The sequence below is a fragment of the Dactylosporangium aurantiacum genome, assembly GCF_000716715.1.
GTDB lineage: Bacteria > Actinomycetota > Actinomycetes > Mycobacteriales > Micromonosporaceae > Dactylosporangium > Dactylosporangium aurantiacum.
Map to the genome: position 1 here is coordinate 119,327 of NZ_JNYJ01000025.1, position 19,855 is coordinate 139,181.

Here is a 19,855-nt window from a genome sequence, read left to right on the forward strand (position 1 = left end):
ACGGCTACTCCTGCGCGAGGAGCTGGGCAGTGGGCAGCCGGTGCAGCATGGCGATCGGCACCGACATGGCCAGGGTCGACACCACCACACCGGCCGCGAACGCGGCCACCGCGCACCACACCAGCGGCGCGGTGACGGCACCGGCGAAGACGGCGGCGGCGCCGAGCCCGAGGGCGGCGCCGGCGGTCCCACCGAAGGCGCCCATGGTGACCGCCTCGGTGCCGACCATGCGGCGCAGCGTCGCGTCGGGCCAGCCGGTCGCGCCGAGCAGGGCCAGCTCCGTCGCGCGTTCGGAGATGTTCAGGTACAGCACGTCGCTGACCGAGGCGATGCCCAGCACGATCGTGACGATGACGGCGAGGTAGTCCACGGTGCGCGCCTGCACCGCGACGGCCTCGCCGAGCAGGGTGCCCACGACGGCGCCGCGGAACGCGAACGTGATGGCCAGCAGCATGGTCAGCGCGGCGACGCCGATGGCGAGGCTCGCCGCGCCGAGCGCGGTGCGGCCGGGCGTCCGGGCCAGGTTCGCCAAGGCGAGCCCGGGCACCCGGCGCGGGGTCCGCCGGCGGGCCGACGGCGCCGACACGGCGGGACGCACGGCGACGGCCGGGTCGGCGCGGGCCGCCCGCCAGGCGGGCCAGATCCCGGCCGCGACGGACAGCAGCACGGCGACCGGCACCGCGAGCAGCGCGTGCAGCCAGCCGATGTCCAGCCCGAAGGCGAAGGCTATCGGCACCGCCAGGACCGTGCCGGCCACACCGGCGGCCAGGCCGACGCCGACGACCTCGGTGAGCAGCAGCCGCAGCAGCTGCCGCCGGCTCCAGCCGAGGCAGGCCAGCACGCCCAGGTCGGCGCGGCGGGAGCGGGTGGCGGCGTTGGTGGCGTTGAGCACGGCGAGCGCGCACACGGCCAGGACCAGCCCGGACAGCAGGGCGCTCTTGCGGTCGGCGGCGCGCACCAGCACCGCCGCGACGCCCTTCTTCACCCACGGCTCGTCGACGGCCAGGTCGGGCCGGCCGAAGCGGCCCGCCGGGTAGTGCACGGTGACGCCCGTCGGCGACGAGCCGAGGGTGATGTCGACCTGCAGGCCGGTGCGCTCGGCGATGCGTTCGGCGACGAGCCGGACCCGTTCCCGGGAGGCGGCGTCGGTGCCGATGTCGCCCGCCAGCCGCACGCGCACCATGCTGATCGGTGCGGCCCGGTTGAGCTGGTACTCGGGGTAGCCGGGCTCGGTGCCGTAGCCGTCGGGGCCGAAGATGGCCGGCAGCGCGCCCATCGTGGTGAGCATGAGCGGCGGCTGGCTGAGCAGCCCGCTGACGTTGGCGTTGGGCTCCAGGCGCCGGCCGCCCAGCGCGCGGCGGGACGCGTCGTCGGCGCCTTCGGCACCGGGGTTGAAGTACGTGTCCATCGGCACCGCGGACAGGGCGCTGCCGAGCTGGATGCGTTTCGGGTCGAACGTGCCGACGGCGTCGATCGTGACGTCGGGCATGACGATGTCGCCCACGCCGACGTCGTGCTCGGCGACGATGTTCGGGTGGGCGGCGACGCCCCCGCGCACCCCGGTGTCGGCGAACTCCATCGGCACCGGGTGGCCGGAGTCGCCGGAGTCGGCGCCCTGGCCCCAGATCTTCAGGTCGTACGGGACCTGGCGGGTGCGCAGGCCGTCGCCGTCGGGGTCGGTCGCGGCGGGGCCGACGGTCCAGAACCGGTCCAGCCACACGGTGTTGGACACCGCCATGTCCTCGGCGCCGTGCTGCAGGGGGTGCCGCATCCGGTCGACGAGGTCGCGGTAGGGTCCGTCGATGGTCACGGTCCGGGTCTGCACCGACCGGCCGGGCCGGCCGAGCAGGGCGGCGCGCAGCGCCTGGTTGTCGGTGCCGGTGCGGACCAGCTGCACCGCGTCGCCGCCCATGCGCTGGACGTCCAGCTCCAGCCGGGCGTCGATCTGCGGGCTGTCGGCGACGAGGATCGGCAGCGCCGAGTACGGGTACGGCATGCCGTCGAGCCGTCGCTGCGGCGGTACCTCGCCGGGGGTGAAGTAGCGGCCGGACGTGACGGCCTTGTCCAGCCCGGCGAGCGCCGCCTCCGCCTGCGGGTCGACGGCGGCCATCAGGAACGGCACCGACCACGCGAGGGTCACCGCCGGAACGGCCGGCCGGCCCAGCTCGTCGGCGGATCCGGGGCCGCCGACGCAGGTCAGCGAGGAGCGCCCCTGCGGGTCGGTCGGGTCGATCCAGTCCCGCTGGCCGATGGACGGCACGTACGGGCAGATCCGGGTCCGGCCGCCGTCCGGGTCGAGCTCCTCCGGCGGCGGCGCGCCCTCGCCGCTGCGCCATTCCGACAACGGCTTCTGGTAGAGCACGTTGCGGGTGGCGTACAGGTACGCCGCCCCGTCGGGGATGCGGGACAGGCCGGCGTCGGTGACCCAGGTCGGCTGGACGCGCAGCACCTGCCGCTGCGCGGCCGGGTCGAGGTCGCCGGCGAGGTCGACCCTCACCGGGACGGTCCGCATGATGTAGCCGATGACCGCGACCGGCGCGGCCACGGCCACGTCGCGAATGCCCTGGATCTCCCGCCATTGATCGACGGTGATACCGCCGCGCATTCCGGCGAGCTGCCCGGACTGCACCAGGTTGCGTTGCCGCTCCAGTTCCAGGGCGCTGCCGCCGGGGCGGATCAGGATGTCGTACGCGGGGCGGAAATTGGCCTGCACGGTGCCGACCGCGTCCAGCCGGGCGGTGACGGCCGCGGCGGTGAGCACGGTGAACCCGACGACCGCCACGGTGATCATCGACAGCAACGCCAGTGACCGGCGGGCCTGCCGGCGCCAGTGCGCGACGGCCATGCCCAGCACGGTGTGCGGCGTCGATCGAGACATGCGGCTCCCCCGGTTGCGCGGCCGATCCACGAGCCTTCGCATGTTATCGCTCACACCTACCCAGTCAAGCCCGACAACATCAACGATCATGCGATAACGAAAAACGATCGTATTGACATCCAACGAACGCTCGTGTTGCATGTCGCTCACTGAGTGAGCGCTAACATCAAGCAGTCGTGACCGCAGTGGCCGGCCTGACGCCGGCCACTGCGGTGATGGGAGCAGGGCAATGCCACGGGGGAAATGGCGGCCCACCGGCGTGGCCGGATGCCGCCGGTCACCGGTCCGCGGTCCGGAGATCAGCGACGACCACACCGACGACGTGCCGCAGGGGCAGCAGGCCCCAGGCGCGCGAGTCGACGCTGTGCGGGCTGTCGCCGAGCACCACCATCGAGCCCGCCGGGACCAGGGCGGCCGCGCGGGGTGCCGGTGCCGCCGCTTCGAGCGGCTCGGGCACCTCGGTGCCGGCGGGCCGGTCGAGGGCCGGGAGCACGGCGTCGGGCACGGCGTCGCCGGGCAGCGCGACCAGCCGCTTGACCAGGTACGGGTTGCGGTGCACCGCCGCCGCGGCGGCCGCACCGGCCAGCGCCGCCTGCCGCAGCACGACCACCGCCCCGACGACCGGCCGGCGCCGGCGGCTCACCAGCAGCCGGTCCCCGTCCCGGTACGTCGGCTCCATGCTCGCGCCGGCCACCGTCACGATCAGCAGCGACCGGCGCACTGCCAGCACCACGGCCAGCCCACACACTCCGGCGGCGATCACCACGTACAGCCACATCTGCGACATTCGTGGAGTATGCGATTATTCGCCGCATACGGTCAACGGAGCGGGCCGCCGTGCTGTTCCTGCTGATCCTCATCCCGCTCGGCACCCTCGCGACCTCCGCGGCCGCGAAGCTGCGCGGGCGGGCCGCGTTCACCGGGTTCGCCACGGCCACCGCCACGCTCGGGCGCCTGCCGCGCCGCCTCGCCACCCCGGCCGCCATTGCCGTGCTGGCCACCGAGACGGCGCTGGCCGCCGCCCTCGCCGGCGCCGTCGCCGCACCCGGGCCGCTCGCGCTGCCCGCGCTGACCGCGACCACGGCCCTGTTCGGCGCCTTCACCACCGTCCTGGCCGTCGCCCGCCGCGCCGGCACCGCCGGGTCCTGCCACTGCTTCGGGCCGTCGAAGGAGCCCGTCGCGGCCCGGCACGTCGCCAGGGCCGCGGCCCTCGCCGGGCTCGCCGCCGCCGGTACCGTCGCCGCCGCCGTCGCGCCACGGGCCCTCGACCCCGCCGGTCAGCCCCCGGCGGTCCTGTTCCTCAACGCCTGCACCGCACTGGCCGCCGTCGCCGTCGCCGCCGGCCTGGACACCCTCGCCTGGCTGCTCCGGCGCCCCGGCACACCGCCGTCACCCTGGAGGAATCCGTGACCCTGCTGTACGCCGTCACCGCGGTGCTCACGGTGGCCGTCGCCGCCGACCTGCTCGTCAGCGGCGCCGTGCTGCGCCGCCTGCGCGACCTCGAGGCCCGCCTCGACCGCGACGCCGCCCCCGTCGGGCTGCCGCTCGGCGCGCCCCTGCCGGCCGCCGCGCTGCGGCACCACCCCGACCTCGCCACCACCCCGTTGCTCCTCGGGTTCTTCTCCACCACCTGCCGGTACTGCCCCGACCAGGCGGCACTGCTCGCCGAGCGGGCCGCCGCGTACACCGGCGCCGGCATCCGCGTCGTCAGCGTCGTGGTGACCGCGCCCGGCGACGACACCACCGCCCTGACCCGCGTGCTCGGCGCCGCCGGACCGGTCATCGTCGAGACCGGCCCGGGCGAGCTCATGACCGCGTTCAGCACGTTCGGCACGCCGACGTTCCTGCACTTCGACGCCGCCGGGACGCTGACCGCCCGCGGGGTCACCGTCGACGACGTCCCGCTGCCCGTCCGGTCATGACCGTGGACGACGAGATCGGCACCGCCGGGCGGCTGCGGCTGCTCGCCGCGGCCACCGCCCTCTACCTGCGGGCCGCTCCGGCCGCCGCGGTCCTGCGCGGCGTGCTCACCGTCGCCGGCGGCATCGCACCGGTCGCCATCGCCTGGTGTACCAAGGTGCTCCTCGACCGGCTCGCGCACGGCGACGGCGGCACCCCGCTGTGGCCCGTCGCCGGCATCGCCGGGGTCGCCACCGGCTGGGCCGTCGCCAACCACGCCGGCCGGTACCTCGAACAGGAGATCGCCCGCCGGGTCACGCTGCGCACCCAGCTGGAGCTGTTCACCGCCGTGTCCCGCCCGCCCGGCCTCGCCGAGCTGGAGAGCCCGGCGTTCCACGACCGGCTGCAGCTCGCCCGCCAGGCCAGCCAGATGGCCCCGGCACAGCTCACCGGCGCCGTGCTGTCGATCGCGCAGACCACCGTCACCACCGTCGGGTTCACCGCCACCCTCGCCGCCGGCTCACCCCTCGTCGCCGGGCTCGTGCTGCTGTCCACCGTGCCGGCGCTGCTCGCCCAGCTGCGGCTCGGCCGGCACCGCAGCCGCACCCTCGTGCGCATCACCCCCGGCCTGCGCCGGCAGGTGTTCTACGCCGAGCTGCTGCTGGACATGCGCGCCGCCAAGGAGATCCGGCTCTTCGGCCTCGCCGGGTTCTTCCGCGACCGGATGCTCACCGAGCTGCGCGGCGCGCAGGCCGCCGAGCGCGACACCGACCGGCTGGCACTGCGCGTCGACGGGCTCCTGGCCGTCCTCGCCGGCGCCGTGTCCGTCGCCGCGCTCGCCGTCCTCACCACCCGCGTCTGCGCCGGTGACGGCACCGTCGGCGACCTGTCGGTCCTCGTCGCCGCCCTCGCCGCGCTGCAGGGCACCCTCGCCGGCGTGGTCGCCGAGCTCGCCGCCGCCGGGGAGAGCCTGTCACTGTTCCGCCACTACACGGCCGTGACCGCCGCACCGCCCGCCGCGCCCGCACCGGCCGCCGCACCACCCGCGACCGGGGCACCGGTCATCGAGTTCCGCGACGTGTGGTTCCGGTACAGCCCGGCGCACGCGTGGATCCTGCGCGGCGTGTCCTTCACCGTCCCGGCCGGGCACTCCCTCGCGCTCGTCGGGGACAACGGCGCCGGAAAGTCCACAGTGGTCAAACTGCTGTGCGGGTTCTACCCGCCGACCCGCGGCACGATCCTCTGGGACGGCACGGACATCGGCACCGTCGACCCGGCGGCCCTGCGCGCCAGGATGAGCGCCGTGTTCCAGGACTGCATGGCGTACGAGTTCAGCGCCGCCGACAACATCGCCCTCGGCGACCTCACCGCCCTCGGCGACGACCGGCGGCTGCGCGCCGCGGCCACCGAGGCCGGCATCGACGAGGCCCTCGACCGCCTCCCCCGCGGCTTCGCCACCCCACTGACCCGCACGTTCAACGACCCCGGCGACACCGACGACGGGGTGGCGCTGTCCGGCGGCCAGTGGCAGCGGCTCGCCCTGGCCCGCGCCGCCCTGCGCGACCGGGCCGAGCTGCTCATCCTCGACGAGCCGTCGTCCGGCCTCGACGTGTACGCCGAACACGAGATCCACCGCCGGCTCACCGCGCTGCGGGGCAGGCGCACCTGCCTGCTCATCTCGCACCGGCTCAACGCGGTCCGCGACGCCGACGCGATCGCCGTGCTCAACGGCGGCGTCATCGCCGAGCACGGCACGCACGCCATGCTGATGCGCGCCGACGGCACGTACGCGGACATGTTCCGGCTCCAGGCCGGCGGCTACCAGATGGAGCCCGTGCAGTGATCCACGTCGGGCTCCTCGGCCCGCTGGAGCTGCGCGTCGACGGCCGCGCCGCGGCGGTCGGCGGGCCCGGCCGGCGCGCCCTCATCGCCGCCCTCGCCCTGGAACGCGGCGCCGTCGTCGCCGTGCCCCGGCTCGTCGACGTCATCTGGGACGACGACCCGCCGGTCACCGCGGTCACGAAGGTCCAGGGCCACATCTGCGCGCTGCGCCGCGAGCTGGGCCGCGCCGGCGCCGCCGCGCTGCAGACCCGCGCCCCCGGGTACCGGCTGGACGCCGCCGCCGTCACCACCGACCTCGACGCCTTCACCACCCTCACCGCCGGCGCCGCCCGCCTGACCGGCGCACCGCACGCGGCCCACCGCGCCGAGCTGCTGCTGCGCGCCCTCGCCCTGTGGCGCGGCCCGGCCTGCGGCGACATCCCCGCCCCGGCGATCCAGACCGCCGCCGCCGGGCTGGAGGAGCGCCGCATGAGCGCCCAGGAGGACCTCGCCGAGGCGATGCTCGCCCTGCACCGCTACGACGAGGCCGTCGACGTCACCGAGGCGCTCGTGCTGCGCCAGCCGTTGCGGGAGCGGGCCTGGGAGTACCTCATGCGCGGGCACCTCGGCCGGGGTCGTACCGCCGCCGCGCTGGCCGCCTACGGCCAGGTGCGCCGCATCCTCGCCGACGAGCTCGGCATCCCGCCCGGGCACCGCATCCGCGCCCTCGCCGGCTCGATCGGCGGCCGACCGTTAGCGGAACGTTAGTGGCCCGGGTGACCGTGTCAGCGGTCCACAGGGTGTCGGACCACCGAAGGGAGTGCGCGATCGTGACCAGAACCCTCAACCGTCTCGGTGACCGGATGCTCTCCGCGCTGCTGCCCACCGCCAAGGCCTCGGCATGCGTGGGTGACTCGGCCGGCTACTGCGTGTACCGGTACACCGGCTGCGGCGGCAGCCAGTGTTACCAGTACTACCAGTGTGGTGCTTACTGCCGCGTCTACCAGGGTGGTGTCGGCGGCCAGCTGATCAACAGCTGGAAGGGCTGCTGCTGAGGCAGCGGATCACGACCCGGCCGGCATCCACATCGATGCCGGCCGGCCTGCCGCGCGGGTTGGACCGGGGCCCGTCCCGGCACCGCGCCGAGACGGTGCTCATCGGTGGTTCAGCCGACGCCGACGTGCTGGTGGTCGGGGGCGATGACGGCCACGACGCGTTCCTCGCCGCGTGGGTACGGCTGGTCGGTGTACTTGGCGACGAGCCGGTCGATGACGTCCCACGCCGCGTCGCCGGTGAGCCAGTCGATGACCCGGCCGCGGATGACGACGGGGGTGAAGGGGTTGTCGGCCGGGGCGATGGACAGCGCGAGGCGTGGGTCGCGGCGCAGGTTGCGGGCTTTGCGGGTGCCGGGGCCGGTGAAGATGACGGCGTGGTCGCCGTGGGTGCCGACGTAGACGGGGATGGCGTGCGGGGCGCCGTCGGGCAGGACGGTGGCGAGGTGGGCGATCGGGGCGCCGTCCAGGACGCGGCGGACGTCTGGGTCGAGCATGGCGGGCTCCTTCAGCAAGGGGTTGGTGACGCTTCCGAGTTCCTTCAAGAGACTCCGTGACCGTACCACCGAGAGTTCCCTGAAGGAACCCAGACTGCTAGATTGGCCGCATGCAGCGCACGAACTTCGGCGAGATGGCCTGCTCGATCGCCCGGACGCTCGACGTCGTCGGCGAGCCGTGGTCACCGCTGATCCTGCGGGACGTGCACGTCGGGCTGACCCGGTTCGAGCAGCTCCAGGCCGACCTCGGCATCTCCCGCAAGGTGCTCACCGAGCGGTTGCACCACCTGGTCGAGCACGGGGTGCTGGAGCGGCGCCCCTATGACCGCCGGCCCCGGTTCGAGTACGTGCTGACCGAGAAGGGCACCGAGCTGTTCGACCTGCTGATGGTGATGGTCGGCTGGGGCGACAGGTGGCTGGCGGGTCCGGCCGGCCCGCCGGTGCTGTACCGCCATCACGCGTGCGGTCAGATCAGCCATGTGGAGCTGCGGTGCGCGCACTGCGGCCGGCCGATGCACGGCGGCGACGTCGACCTGCTGCCCGGCCCGGGCGCCGCCGCGGCCTGACAACGGTCGACCCGCCGGGAGGGCAGTGCCTCCCGGCGGGTCCTGTGCTGCGGTTCGTCAGCCGTGGATCAGCACCAGCCGGTGGAGACCGGGGCGCTCTGGAAGGAGCCGGAGACCGCGACCACCGTCTTGCGGCAGTCCGAGCCGGAGGTCACCGTCGTGGCGGTCACCTCGGCGGTACCCGCCTGCGCCGGCACCGTGATCTCCCGGTTGACGTAGTAGGCGCGGTACAGTTGCCCCCAGCGCGGGTCGGTGTACGGCTCCCAGTACTGCCGGGTGATGGTGATCCGGAAGGACGTCTCCTCGACGGAGTTGTCCTTGAACCCGATCACCGTGGTGCCGTCGTCCGCCCAGGAGATGTTGCGCACGTTGCTCGGCGCCGCGAGGGTGCCGGTGTACGTCCGGCAGCCCAGCCGCGGGTTGCCCGGGTTCGGCGCGCCGGCCGGCACCACGCTGATCGCCCAGGCGCACACCTCGTGGGTGCCGAGCCCGGCCGGGACGGTGGCATCGAAGCCGCGGTACGCCCCGTAGGCCGGGTACGCGTCGGCGACGTCCTGGCGGTAGGTGTTGGCGGTGATGGTCTGCTTCCAGGCGCCGTCGATGTAGATGTCGACGATCAGCGGCGCGGCGCCGCTGTCCTGGTCGATGCCCCAGCCGGTGACCCGCACGGCGCCGCCGATGTAGGTGACGGTGTCGAGGGTGCCGTGGACCGGGGTGTCCTGCGGGGCCGGCGGCGGGTCGTCCTCGCCGCCGTCGCCGCACGCCGGGGGCGGCACGGGCCGGTCGCACATCGCCTCGGCGTGGGCCGGGCCCGAGGGGATGACCACGGCGCTGAGCAGGCCGGCCAGCGCGACCGCGCCGAGCCGGAGAAGGTGTCGTCTCACGTCGTTTTCTCCTTTGCCTCACGTCGCCCGTAGCGGCGACGGAAGGAATGTAGGAATGGCGCGCGGCCGCCGCCACAATGCGCCGCGGACCGTGGCACGAAATCGGGAGTGCATCCGCGAGCCCGCATTCTCTTCCCGGTTCCCGGGACACCTGCCGGGACACAATTCGGGACTCCTGTCCCTGTTCACCTGGGTCTTTGTGCTGCTGTACTGCACCGGGACCGCCTCGACCGCGCGCCATACCCGCCGGTCAGCTTGCTTATAGGAATTGCCGTTCGTCGATTGCGAAGTTCCGCGAAGACGCATTGCGGGCCGGCCTCGTCGACCGCCGCTGGTACCCGGACGTCTGGGACGTGCCGGGTGGCCATGTCGAGGAGGGGGAGGCTCCACAGGAGAGCCTCGTCCGCGAGCTTCGCGAGGAGCTGGCGATCACCGTACCGGCGCCGCCCGGGCCGCCGCTGCACGAGCTGCGGACCGCGGCGTTCGACATGCAGATCTGGCTGGTCGAGCGGTGGACCGGCACACCCGTCAACGCCGCGCCGGAGGAGCACGACGCCGTGGCGTGGTTCGGGAAGGCCGATCTGGGCGACCTGCGCCTCGCCCACGAGTCGCTCCTGTCGATGCTCACGGCCGTGCTCACCGGGTGACGCCGGGCACCTGCGCCGGGACCGCCGTGGCGCGGGACACACCCCAGATTGTTGAAGTTTCAAACTCGGCGACCGATGCTAGTTCGTGAAAGTTCAACAATCTTGGGGGTCGGCATGACGGTCTCGATCGGTGCGGCGACCGGACTCAACGCGCCGCCGGCGCAGATCCGCACGCGGGTGACGGTGCCGCTGCGGTTCCCGGACGGCTACGCCACGACCGCGGACGTGTTCACCTTCACCGGCCTCGTCGACGGTCTGGAGCACCTCGCGCTCGGCCTCGGCGACTGGCGGGCGGCGGTCACCGCCGCGCGCACCACCGACGGGCCCGGCCCGCTGGTGCGCCCGCACAGCGAGTGCCTCACCGGCGACGTGTTCGGCTCGCAGCGCTGCGACTGCGGTCCGCAGCTGCGCGAGGCCGTCGAGCGGATCGCCGAGGTCGGCGGGTTCCTGCTGTACCTGCGCCAGGAGGGCCGCGGCATCGGCCTGTACGCCAAGCTCGACGCCTACGCGCTGCAGGACACCGGCCTGGACACGTACGAGGCGAACGTCGCGCTCGGGCGCGGCGAGGACGAGCGGGACTACACCGCGGCGGCGCAGATGCTGCGGGCACTGGATGTCGACCGGATCCGCCTGCTGAGCAACAACCCGGACAAGGCGGTGCAGCTCGACGCGCTCGGCGTCCAGGTCACCGACCGGATCCGGACCGGGGTGCACCTGTCCGAGGCCAACGCCCGCTACCTGTCGGCGAAGGTCATCCACACCCACCACACCATCGCCCTGCCGGGAGTCGCCGCATGACCACCATCACGATCCTGCAGGAGCATGTCGATAAGGCCGCGGCCACGTCGGTACCGCTGCATCCGCTGCTGGCCCGGCGGTGGAGCCCACGCGCCTTCGACCAGGCGCACGAGCTGACCCCGCAGCAGGTGACCGCGCTGCTGGAGGCGGCCCGGTGGGCGCCCAGCGCGTCGAACACCCAGCCGTGGCGCTTCGCCGTCACGCACCGCGGCAGCGCCGAGCACGCCGCGGTCCTCGACACCCTCACGGCCGGCAACCGGGCGTGGGCGCACGCGGCGTCCGCACTGATCGTGGTGGCCGCCGAGACGGTCACCGGGGACGGCACGGCCCGGCCGTGGGCGGTCTACGACGCCGGGCAGGCGGTGGCGCACCTGTCGGTGCAGGCCGAGCACGAGGGCCTGGTCGTGCACCAGATGGGCGGCTTCGACCGGGACCGGGTCGCCGCGCTGCTCGGTGCCGCGCGGGTGACGCCGCTGGTGGTCGTGGCGGTGGGCCGCCGCGACGGGGCGTTCCGGCTGGACCCGCCGCTCGCCGGTCGGGAGCTCGCCGCCCGCGACCGGCTGCCGGTCGAACACCTGCTGCTGCCGGTCCGCCCCGCGGCCTGACCGCCTCAGCACCGTCGTCATGTCGGGAGGAGGATGGACTGGTGACCGACGACCGACCCGCCGCCGAGCCACGCTGGCTGACCAGCACCGAGCTCGACACGTGGATGAACCTCGTGCAGGTGCTCATGCTGCTGCCGACCGCCCTGGACCGGCAGCTGCGCGAGGAGGCCGGCATCCCGCACGCGTACTACCAGATCCTGGCCACGCTCAGCGACGAGCCGGACCACGCCATGCGGATGACGAGCCTCGCGCGGCTCGTCGGCACCACCACGACCCGGCTCTCGCACGCCGTCACCAGCCTCGAGGAGCGCGGCTGGGTGCGGCGCCGCGCCTGCGCCACCGACAAGCGGGGGCAGATCGCGGCGCTCACCGACGCCGGCATGGACGTGCTGCGCGCCGCCGCGCCCGGCCACGTCGCGGAGGTCCGCCGGCGCATCTTCGAGCACCTGACCCAGGACGACGTCACCCGGCTGCGCGACATCACCGCCAAGATCGTGCCCGCCCTCAACGACCGCTGAACCGCCGCCGCTGCCATACCCTTCGGCAGATGGAGTCCTCCGCATCCGACGAGCTCGCCGCGCGGCGGGCCCGCACGCTGGACGCCGCGCGCCCCGACGCGGTCGCCGCCCGCCACGCCCGGGGTGGGCGCACGGCCCGCGAGAACGTCGCCGATCTCGTCGACGACGGTTCGTTCGTCGAGTACGGCGCGTTCGCCGTCGCCGCGCAGGAGCGGCGCCGACCGCTCGACGAGCTCATCGACCGCACCCCGGCCGACGGCCTGGTCGCCGGGACGGCCACGGTCGGCGGCGCGGCGTGCGCGGTCCTCGCGTACGACGCGACGGTGCTCGCCGGGACCCAGGGCCTGCGCGGGCATCAGAAGACCGACCGACTGCTGCGGCTCGTCGAGCGGCTCCGGCTGCCGGTGGTGTACTTCGCCGAGGGCGGCGGCGGGCGGCCGGGCGACACCGACCACCCGGTGGTGTCCGCGCTCGACGTGCGGACGTTCGCGTTGTGGGCCCGGCTGTCCGGGGTGGTCCCGCGGATCGCGGTCGTCGCCGGGCGCTGCTTCGCCGGCAACGCCGTGATCGCTGGGTCGTCGGATCTCATCGTCGCCACCGCGAACGCGAACCTCGGCATGGCCGGACCCGCGATGATCGCCGGCGGCGGCATGGGCCGGTTCACGCCGGAGGAGATCGGCCCGATCGACGTGCAGACCCGCAACGGCGTCGTGGACGTCGCGGTGCGCGACGAGGCCGAGGCGGTCGCCGTCGCCAGGACGCTGCTCGGCTACTTCCAGGGCACGGCGCCGCCCGGCACGGCGGCGGACCAGCAGGTGCTGCGCGGCATGGTGCCGGAGGGCGAGCGCCGCGCGTACGACGTGCGGCCGATCGTGGTCACCCTGGCCGACGCCGGCTCGGTGACGTTCCTGCGGGAGCGGTTCGCCCCGGAGCTGGTCACCGCGCTCGCGCGGATCGAGGGCCGCACCGTCGGCGTGATCGCCAACCAGACCATGCACGTGGCCGGCGCGATCACCAGCGACGGCGCCGACAAGGCGGCCCGGTTCCTGCAGCTGTGCGACGCGTACGGCTTCCCGGTCGTCTCCCTCGTCGACACGCCGGGCATGATGGTCGGCCCCGCCGCGGAGCAGACGGCGCTGGTGCGGCACTCCTCGCGCCTGCTCGTCGCCGGTGCCCGGCTGCGGGTGCCGCTGGTCGGGGTGGTCCTGCGCCGCGGGTACGGCCTCGGCGCCCAGGCGATGCTCGGCGGCAGCACGAAGGAGCCGGTGCTGACCGTCGCCTGGCCGGGCGCGCATCTCGGTCCGATGGGCCTGGAGGGGGCCGTGCGGCTCGGCCGGCGCAAGGAGCTCGACGCGATCGAGGACCCGGCCGAGCGGGAGCGCGCGGTGCGCCGGATGACCGAGGAGTACCGCGAGCACGCGAAGGCCCTCAACGCCGCCCGCCTGTTCGAGATCGACGACGTGATCGACCCGGCCGACACGCGGTCCGTGATCGGCCGGACCCTGGCCGCGGCGGACCGTGCGGAGCGGCCGGCCGGCGGCTGGCGGCCGGTCGACACGTGGTGAGCGGCCGGGGACGCGCCGCCGGACCGGCCGTGACCCGGCCCGACGACACGATCATCTGCTCCCGGGCATGGGGATGCCACGCCGCGTTGCCCCCCGAAGGTGCCGCACCGAGCCGCCTCTGGTGGTGCTAGCTCCCCCCACCCGAGGGTCCTGTCACTCCTGACCGGCCACCCCCGCCGAACGTGTAATCGAGACCTCGCACCGTCACGTTCCAGGGAGGAACCGCGATGTCCATGCACCGACTGGCCCGGCTGCCATCGGGTCGCCGCACCAAGTTCGCGATGCTCGCCCTGTGGGTCATCCTCGTGTCGGCGCTGACGCCGCTCGCGCTCAAGCTCACCGACGTGCAGGACAACGCCGCACTGAGCGCCCTGCCGGACACCGCCGAGGCGCACCGGGCCGCCGAGCGGGTGAAGGCCGCGTTCCCGACCTCCGACGCGCTCGTCGCGGTCGCCGTCTACGCGCGTGATACCGGCCTCACCGCCGCCGACGAGGCGAAGGTCGCCGCCGACCGGAGCGCGTTCGCCCGGTACGCCGCGGACGGCGCGGTCGCCGAGCCCGAGCGCAGCGCCGACGGCAAGGCCGTGCTGGTGGTGTTCCCGCTCGCCGGGACCGCCGAGGAGCAGTCCGCGGCCGGCGTCAAGGTCAAGGAGCTGCTCGCCGCGCGGGCGCCCGACGGGCTGCGGACCGCGCTCACCGGCACGGCCGGCGGCGACGCCGACCTCGCCGACGCGTTCGCCGGCATGGATGTGACGCTGCTGCTGGTCACCGTCGCCGCGGTCGCGTTGCTGCTGCTGCTCACCTACCGCAGCCCGGTGCTGTGGCTCATCCCGCTGCTCACCGCCGGGGTGGCCAGTCAGGTCGCCAGCGCCACGGTGTACCTGATCGTGCGGCACACCTCGCTCACGGTCGACCTGCAGAGCCAGAACATCATGACGATCCTGGTGGTCGGCGTCGGCGTCGACTACGCGCTGCTGCTGATCGCCCGGTACCGCGAGGAGCTGCGCCGCCACGAGGACCGCCACGCGGCGATGGCGGTCGCGCTGCGCCGGTCGCTGCCCGCGATCAGCGCGTCGGCGGCCACCGTGACGATCGGCCTGCTGTGCCTGCTCGCCGCGCGGCTGCCCGCCACCCACGGGCTCGGCCCGGTCGGCGCGATCGCGGTGGTGGCGACCCTGGTGTCGACGATGACGCTGCTGCCGGCGGTGCTCGTGCTGTGCGGGCGGTGGGTGTTCTGGCCGTTCGTGCCGCGGTTCTCCGCGCAGCTCACCGGCCACGACGTCGCCCGGGACCACGGCGTGTGGGCCCGCGTCGCGGCCTTCGTCGGCCGGTGGCCGCGGGCGATCTGGATCGGCACGGCGCTGGTGCTGGCCGGTCTCACCGCCGGCATCGGCAGCCTCGGCGTCGGCCTGCCCGGCAACGAGACCTACACCAAGGAGTACGGCTCGGTCACCGGCCAGCGCCTGATCGAGCAGCACTACCCCGGCGGTGTGGTCGCACCCGCCGTCGTCGTCGCCGCGGCCGGCAGCGCCGATCAGGTCGCCGCGGCCGCCCGGTCGGTCCCGGGCGTCGCCGAGGTCGGCGCCGCGCAGCCGTCCGCGGACCGGCGGTGGGTGCGCATGGAGGCGGTCCTCGCCGTCGACCCCGCCGGGCAGCGGGCCCTGGACATCGTCGAGCGGCTGCGCGGCGCCGTGCACGCCGTCCCCGGCGCGGCGGCGCTCGTCGGCGGCGACACCGCGTACGAGCTGGACAACCGCGTGACCACCGACCGCGACAACGTGGTGGTGATGCCGCTGATCCTGGCCGCGGTGCTGGTCGTGCTGGTGCTGCTGCTGCGCTCGTTGGTCGCGCCGCTGCTGCTGCTGGTCAGCGTGGTGGTGTCCTACGCGGCGGCGCTGGGCGCGGCGGGGCTGATCCTCGACGCGATCGGCCACCCGGACCTGTGGAGCCCGCTGCCGCTGCAGACCTTCCTGTTCATCACCGCGCTCGGCGTGGACTACACCATCTTCCTGATGACCCGGGCCCGTGAGGAGTCCGCCGAGCGCGGTACCCGCGCAGGTGTCCTGCACGCCCTCACCGTCACCGGCGGCGTGATCACCAGCGCCGGCGCGGTCCTCGCGGCGACGTTCACGGCGCTGACGGTCCTGCCGCTGACCCCTTCGGTGCAGACCGGCGTCATCGTGGCCGCCGGGGTGCTGATCGACACGTTCCTGGTGCGCAGCCTGCTGATCCCGGCGTTGAGCGTCCACCTCGGCCGGTTCACCTGGTGGCCGGGGCGCCTGGCGCGCCGGCCGGCGGCGGCGCCGGAGCCGGCCGCACCGGCGCTCGTCGGCTGAGCACCGCCCCGGTTCGATCACGGTCCCGCCCGCGCCACGCGCCGGGCGGGACCGTCCCGTTTCGCCGGACCGGCGAGAATGACGTAAGCGGATCGGGTGGCTGCGACGTATCCAGGGCGTGCGGCAATTGGAGTTCACCGAGTTCTACCGGTCCGACCGCGACCGGTGCCTCAGGGCGGTGCTCGCCGGCGTCGGCGACCGGCAGCTGGCCGAGGACCTGGTCGCCGAGGCGTTCACGCGGGCATGGATGTCCTGGTCCAAGGTCCGCCGGCATCCGGCGCCGCGGGCCTGGATCGTGCGGACCGCGCTGAACCTGCGGGTCTCGTGGTGGCGCCGGCGGCGGCGTGAGGTCGCCCTCGACGGCGAGCACGACACCGCGGACACCGCCGCCGGCGACGCGGCCGGCATCGCGGCCGGCTTCGACCCGGCGCTGCTGCGGGTGCTGCGCCGGCTGCCGCAACGGCAGCGGGAGGTGATCGCGTTCCGGGTCTTCCTCGACCTGGACACCGCGGCCACCGCCAAGGCACTCGGCATGGCCCCGGGCACCGTCACCGCCCACCTGTCCCGGGCGGTCGCGACGCTGCGCCGGCATCTCGTCACCCAGACCCTGGAGGATCCGTCATGAACGAACACGACACCGACGTCCTGGACACCCTGCGCGACGCGCTGGACGACGTCACCATGTCCACCCCGCTGGAGCAGATCGTGACGGTCGGCCGCTCCCGCCGGCAGCACCGCCGCCTGGTCACCGTGGCGGTGGGCAGCGTGGCCGTCACCGGTCTCGCCCTGGGCGTCGCGGCGCTGGCGAACCCGTCGGCCGCCCCGCCGTCCAGCACCGGCGCCGACGTGCACGTGCGGACCGTCGCCTACGCCGTCGACAAGCAGGCCGACGGCACCGTGCAGGTGACCTGGACGAAGCGGCAGTACATCGAGGACCCGGCGGGCCTGGAGGCGGCGCTGCGGCAGGCGGGCTTCCCGGTGCTCATCAAGGTCGGCGAGTTCTGCCTCGGCCCGGGCGACGACCCGTCCCTCGTGCACGGCACCGGCCCCGGCGTCGAGGACGTGGTGCGCCGCACCGCCGACACCGAAGGCGAGGCCACGTTCATCTTCGACCCGGCCGCCGTCCCCGCCGGCAAGCAGCTCTTCATCGGCTACCTGAACCAGGCCCAGCTGGCGATCACCGGCGGCACCCCCGGCTCGGTCGAGCGCATCGTGCCCACCGGCGTGCCCCTGGTGTGCACCACCGCCCTGCCGCCGGGGCACGGCAGCCCCGGTGACAAGCGGACCCCGGCCGGGAAGCTGCCCGGCCTGGGCACGCCCGGCGACGGCACCGACCCGAGCGTCAAGCCGACCGGCGCGCCCCGCCCCGGTGAGAGCCTCGACCCGACCGCGAAGCCACCGCGCGACAAGTAGCGCCGTGCGCGCCCCGGCCGTGCACCAGTCGGCGGCCGGGGCACACCGCCCCGCCGATACTCTCCCCCGCAATGCCGCGGGCGGCAACGGTTGTGGTGGGCGGCTGCGGAATTTCCTCAGTTGGCCGCAACCGCTTTACGGCGCGTGGTGGGCCTTTCGATGATGTCGGTGGCGCACATCGGGGGAGGCAGCCGTGACAGACCGCGTCACCGAGGCGATCATTCTCGTCGGCGGGGCCGGCACCAGGCTGCGACCGTTGACGCTGCGCACGCCGAAGCCGTTGCTGCCGGTCGGTGGGGTGCCGATCCTGGCGCACCAGCTCGCGCAGGTGCGCGCCGCCGGGGTCGAGCGCGTGGTGCTGGCCACCGCGTACCAGGCCGAGGTCTTCGGCGCGTATCTGGGTCAGCGGCACGGGATGCGGGTCGAGCACCGGTTCGAGCCGGAGCCGCTCGGCACCGCCGGCGCGGTGCGGCACGCCGCCGGGGCACTGCCCGGTGACGGTGGGTCGGTGCTGGTCGTCAACGGCGACATCCTGACCGCGTTGGACCTGCGCGGGTTCGCCGCCGCGCACGCCGCGGCCGGCGCGGACGTGTCGCTGCAGCTGATCGAGGTGCCGGATCCGAAGCAGTTCGGCAGCGTGACCGTCGACGACACCGGCCGGGTCCGGGCGTTCGTGGAGAAGCCGGCCGACGAGGACTACACCGGCAAGTACGTCAACGGCGCCATGTACGTGTTCCGGCGCGAGGTCATCGACGCGATCCCGGCCGGCCGGGCGGTCTCCACCGAGCGGGAGGTGTTCCCGGAGCTGCTGGCCGGCGGCGCGCACCTGCACGGGTACGTCTGCACGCGGTACTGGTCGGACCTGGGGCGTCCGGAGTCGCTGGTGCGCGCGTCCGCGGACGTGGTGCTCGGGGTGATGCGCTCCCCGGCCGGCGGCACGCCAGGGCCGTTCCGGCTGATGCCCGGCGCGGTCGCCGACGGCGCGCGGCTGGACGGCGGCACGGTCATCGGTGAGGGCGCCCGCGTCGAGCCGGGCGCGGCCGTGCACGGCAGCCTGGTGCGGGCCGGTGCCCGCATCGGCGCCGGGGCGCAGGTGCGCGACAGCGTGGTGGGCGCCGGCGCGAGCATCGGCGCCGGCTGCGTCCTGGACGGGGTGGTGGTCGGCGACAACGCGAGCGTCGGCGCCGGCAACGAGCTGCGGCACGGGCTGCGGGTGTGGCAGGACGCCGTGCTCGACGACGGCGCGGTGCGCTTCGCCGGCTGCCTCGACTGAACGGGCACGGCCTCTGTAGGGTCTCGCTGCGCTGGTACACCGGGCGGGCCGTGACGGCAGCCGCACCGGAAACCGGCGCACCACAAGGCAAGCGGCGAGCGTACGGCCGGGACGTGGCCGCGCCGAGGAGAACCCCGGAGTGGCAGTGAACGCGGTCGCCGACGACGAGCCCATGGTGTGGGCGCAGAACCTCCGCAAGACCCACCGCGGCAAGGGCGCGCCCGAGGTGCACGCCGTCGACGGCATCGACCTCGAGGTGCGCCGCGGCGAGGTGTTCGGCATCCTCGGCCCGAACGGCGCCGGGAAGTCCAGCACGATGCGGATGATCGGTTGCACGTCGCCGGTCAGCTCGGGGGTGCTGCGCGTCCTGGGCGCCGACCCGGCCGTCGACGACGCCTGGATCCGCTCCCGGCTCGGGGTGGTGCCGCAGGACGACTGCCTGGACCAGGAGCTCAGCGTCCGGGAGAACATCACCGTCTTCGGCCGCTACTTCGGCATCGCCAAGCCGGTCCTCGCGCGGCGCGCGGCGGAGCTGCTGGAGTTCGTGCAGCTGACGGAGAAGGCCGGCGCGAAGGTCGGGGAGCTGTCCGGTGGCATGCGCCGCCGGCTCACGATCGCCCGGGCGCTGGTCAACGAGCCGGACCTGGTGATGCTGGACGAGCCGACCACCGGGTTGGACCCGCAGGCGCGGCACCTGCTGTGGGACCGGGTGTTCCAGCTCAAGGAGCGCGGCGTCACACTGCTGCTCACCACGCACTACATGGACGAGGCGGAGCAGCTGTGCGACCGGCTGGTCGTGATGGACGGCGGCCGGATCGTCGCGGCCGGCTCGCCCCGGGAGCTGATCGAGGCGCACGTCACCCGCGAGGTGCTGGAGCTGCGGTTCCCCCGCGCCGAGCTGGCCGCGGCCGGCGAGAAGCTGCGCGGCGCGGCGGCGCGGGTGGAGGTCCTGCCGGACCGGCTGCTCGTGTACGCCGACGACGGCGAGGCGGCGCTCGGCGAGGTGCACGGCCAGGGGCTCGAGCCGGCCGGCACGCTGGTGCGGCGCTCGACCCTGGAGGACGTGTTCCTGAAGCTGACCGGCCGGACCCTGGTCGACTGAC

General features: G+C 74.5%; 20 protein-coding genes. 16 read left to right on the forward strand and 4 right to left on the reverse strand.

Annotation, left to right across the window (positions count from 1 at the left end):
* Positions 1–4 precede the first annotated feature (4 nt).
* Positions 5–2,878: an ABC transporter permease gene (locus OP18_RS27590; RefSeq protein ID WP_156089822.1), complete on the reverse strand. Its 2,874-nt coding sequence runs from the start codon at positions 2,876–2,878 to the stop codon at positions 5–7.
* 277 nt (positions 2,879–3,155) lie between these two features.
* On the reverse strand, positions 3,156–3,665 hold the full coding sequence (gene lepB / locus OP18_RS27595; RefSeq protein WP_052387432.1) for a signal peptidase I: 510 nt from the start codon (positions 3,663–3,665) through the stop codon (positions 3,156–3,158).
* A 50-nt stretch (positions 3,666–3,715) separates the two neighbouring features.
* Here lepB and OP18_RS53155 point away from each other — a divergent pair, with 50 nt between their 5' ends.
* The 5 genes from OP18_RS53155 (at position 3,716) to OP18_RS27620 (ending at position 7,653) form a co-directional block, all read left to right on the forward strand.
* The gene (locus OP18_RS53155; protein ID WP_052387433.1) at positions 3,716–4,288 is read left to right on the forward strand and encodes a MauE/DoxX family redox-associated membrane protein; all 573 of its coding nucleotides are present in this window, start codon (positions 3,716–3,718) and stop codon (positions 4,286–4,288) included.
* Positions 4,285–4,800: a TlpA family protein disulfide reductase gene (locus OP18_RS27605; RefSeq protein WP_033361945.1), complete on the forward strand. Its 516-nt coding sequence runs from the start codon at positions 4,285–4,287 to the stop codon at positions 4,798–4,800. The genes OP18_RS53155 and OP18_RS27605 overlap by 4 nt, the downstream gene beginning before the upstream one ends.
* Positions 4,797–6,620, forward strand: coding sequence for an ABC transporter ATP-binding protein (locus OP18_RS27610; RefSeq protein WP_063745603.1), 1,824 nt, complete (start codon positions 4,797–4,799; stop codon positions 6,618–6,620). Before OP18_RS27605 ends, OP18_RS27610 begins: the two co-directional genes overlap by 4 nt.
* Positions 6,617–7,366: an AfsR/SARP family transcriptional regulator gene (locus OP18_RS27615; RefSeq protein WP_052387434.1), complete on the forward strand. Its 750-nt coding sequence runs from the start codon at positions 6,617–6,619 to the stop codon at positions 7,364–7,366. The genes OP18_RS27610 and OP18_RS27615 overlap by 4 nt, the downstream gene beginning before the upstream one ends.
* Positions 7,367–7,428: 62 nt before the next feature.
* Positions 7,429–7,653 carry a hypothetical protein gene (locus OP18_RS27620; RefSeq protein WP_156089823.1) on the forward strand — a complete coding sequence of 75 codons (225 nt, stop codon included), beginning with the start codon at positions 7,429–7,431 and terminating at the stop codon, positions 7,651–7,653.
* 110 nt (positions 7,654–7,763) lie between these two features.
* Here OP18_RS27620 and OP18_RS27625 read toward each other — a convergent pair whose 3' ends face one another.
* Entirely contained in the window at positions 7,764–8,147 is a 384-nt protein-coding gene (locus tag OP18_RS27625) for a TIGR03618 family F420-dependent PPOX class oxidoreductase (protein ID WP_033362011.1), read from the reverse strand.
* 110 nt (positions 8,148–8,257) lie between these two features.
* Between OP18_RS27625 and OP18_RS27630 the strand changes: the two genes are divergently transcribed.
* On the forward strand, positions 8,258–8,713 hold the full coding sequence (locus tag OP18_RS27630) for a winged helix-turn-helix transcriptional regulator (RefSeq protein ID WP_033361947.1): 456 nt from the start codon (positions 8,258–8,260) through the stop codon (positions 8,711–8,713).
* A gap of 68 nt (positions 8,714–8,781) precedes the next feature.
* Here the strand turns inward: OP18_RS27630 and OP18_RS27635 are convergent, their stop codons facing one another.
* Entirely contained in the window at positions 8,782–9,597 is an 816-nt protein-coding gene (locus tag OP18_RS27635) for a hypothetical protein (RefSeq protein WP_033361948.1), read from the reverse strand.
* Between the two features lie 305 nt (positions 9,598–9,902).
* Between OP18_RS27635 and OP18_RS59840 the strand changes: the two genes are divergently transcribed.
* The 10 genes from OP18_RS59840 (at position 9,903) to OP18_RS27685 (ending at position 19,854) form a co-directional block, all read left to right on the forward strand.
* A complete protein-coding gene (locus OP18_RS59840) occupies positions 9,903–10,244 on the forward strand; it encodes an NUDIX domain-containing protein (protein WP_211273692.1) in 342 nt (113 codons plus the stop codon).
* Positions 10,245–10,358: 114 nt separating this feature from the next.
* On the forward strand, positions 10,359–11,042 hold the full coding sequence (locus OP18_RS27645; protein WP_052387445.1) for a GTP cyclohydrolase II: 684 nt from the start codon (positions 10,359–10,361) through the stop codon (positions 11,040–11,042).
* Positions 11,039–11,647 carry a nitroreductase family protein gene (locus OP18_RS27650; RefSeq protein WP_033361949.1) on the forward strand — a complete coding sequence of 203 codons (609 nt, stop codon included), beginning with the start codon at positions 11,039–11,041 and terminating at the stop codon, positions 11,645–11,647. The genes OP18_RS27645 and OP18_RS27650 overlap by 4 nt, the downstream gene beginning before the upstream one ends.
* A 41-nt stretch (positions 11,648–11,688) precedes the next feature.
* Positions 11,689–12,165 (forward strand): MarR family winged helix-turn-helix transcriptional regulator, encoded by a 477-nt coding sequence (locus OP18_RS27655; protein ID WP_033361950.1) that lies wholly within the window; start codon positions 11,689–11,691, stop codon positions 12,163–12,165.
* Positions 12,166–12,194: 29 nt separating this feature from the next.
* Complete coding sequence (locus OP18_RS27660; RefSeq protein WP_033361951.1) at positions 12,195–13,730, forward strand: acyl-CoA carboxylase subunit beta; 1,536 nt, start codon at positions 12,195–12,197, stop codon at positions 13,728–13,730.
* 227 nt (positions 13,731–13,957) lie between these two features.
* On the forward strand, positions 13,958–16,066 hold the full coding sequence (locus tag OP18_RS27665) for an MMPL family transporter (RefSeq protein WP_063745604.1): 2,109 nt from the start codon (positions 13,958–13,960) through the stop codon (positions 16,064–16,066).
* A 118-nt stretch (positions 16,067–16,184) separates the two neighbouring features.
* Positions 16,185–16,691: a sigma-70 family RNA polymerase sigma factor gene (locus OP18_RS27670; protein ID WP_033361952.1), complete on the forward strand. Its 507-nt coding sequence runs from the start codon at positions 16,185–16,187 to the stop codon at positions 16,689–16,691.
* On the forward strand, positions 16,688–17,479 hold the full coding sequence (locus OP18_RS27675; RefSeq protein WP_033361953.1) for a hypothetical protein: 792 nt from the start codon (positions 16,688–16,690) through the stop codon (positions 17,477–17,479). Before OP18_RS27670 ends, OP18_RS27675 begins: the two co-directional genes overlap by 4 nt.
* Before the next feature lie 193 nt (positions 17,480–17,672).
* On the forward strand, positions 17,673–18,752 hold the full coding sequence (locus tag OP18_RS27680) for a nucleotidyltransferase family protein (protein WP_033361954.1): 1,080 nt from the start codon (positions 17,673–17,675) through the stop codon (positions 18,750–18,752).
* Between the two features lie 172 nt (positions 18,753–18,924).
* Positions 18,925–19,854 (forward strand): ABC transporter ATP-binding protein, encoded by a 930-nt coding sequence (locus OP18_RS27685; protein WP_033362015.1) that lies wholly within the window; start codon positions 18,925–18,927, stop codon positions 19,852–19,854.
* Position 19,855 lies beyond the last annotated feature (1 nt).